The 830-nt window shown below is 77.0% G+C and carries 1 pseudogene; it reads right to left on the reverse strand.

From position 1 onward, the window contains the following. A pseudogene (locus tag AE652_RS42340) lies at window positions 1-807 on the reverse strand (acety-l/propionyl-CoA carboxylase subunit alpha); the annotation flags it as partial. Between the last annotated feature and the right edge of the window lie 23 nt (window positions 808-830).

Here is an 830-nt window from a genome sequence, read left to right on the forward strand (position 1 = left end):
CAGCTCCTGGTTGGTGGCCGGGCCGTGGACGCGGGCGCGGGCGAGCGCGTCGGCGAGCCGGCGGGCGGCGGCCGCGCGGGTGGGCCCCCAGGCGATCACCTTGGCGAGCATCGCGTCGTAGTGCGGGGTGATCTCGCTGCCGGACTCCACGCCGGAGTCCAGCCGGAGGCCGGCGCCGGAGCCCGCTCCGGTACACGTGAACTCCTGGTACGGGAGCGTCAGTTCGAACCGGTGCAGGGTGCCGGTGGCGGGCTGCCAGTCCCTGGCCGGGTCCTCGGCGTAGAGCCGGGCCTCGATCGCGTGGCCGGCGGGGGCCGGGGGGTCGGGCGGCAGCTCCGCGCCCTCGGCGACGGCGAGTTGCAGGGCCACCAGGTCCAGGCCGGTGACGGCCTCGGTGACCGGGTGTTCGACCTGGAGGCGGGTGTTCATCTCCAGGAAGAAGAACCGGCCGTCCCCGGCGAGCAGGAACTCGGCGGTGCCGGCGCCCGTGTAGCCGATCGCCCGGGCCGCGGCGCGGGCCGCCGCGTGCAGCTCGGCGCGGACCTCCGGCGGCAGGCCGGGGGCCGGGGCCTCCTCGATCACCTTCTGGTGCCGCCGCTGCAGCGAGCAGTCCCGGTCGCCGACCGCCCAGACGGTGCCGTGGGCGTCGGCCAGCAGCTGGACCTCGACGTGCCGCCCGGCGGGCAGGTAGCGCTCGCAGAACACCTCGTCCGAGCCGAAGGCCTTGGCCGCCTCCGCGCGGGCGGCGGCCAGTTCGCCGGGGAGCTCGGCCAGGCTCCGGACGACCCGCATGCCGCGCCCGCCGCCGGCTCCCACTCCTCATCCACCCA

The sequence above is a fragment of the Kitasatospora sp. MY 5-36 genome (genome assembly GCF_001182915.1).
Lineage (GTDB): Bacteria > Actinomycetota > Actinomycetes > Streptomycetales > Streptomycetaceae > Kitasatospora.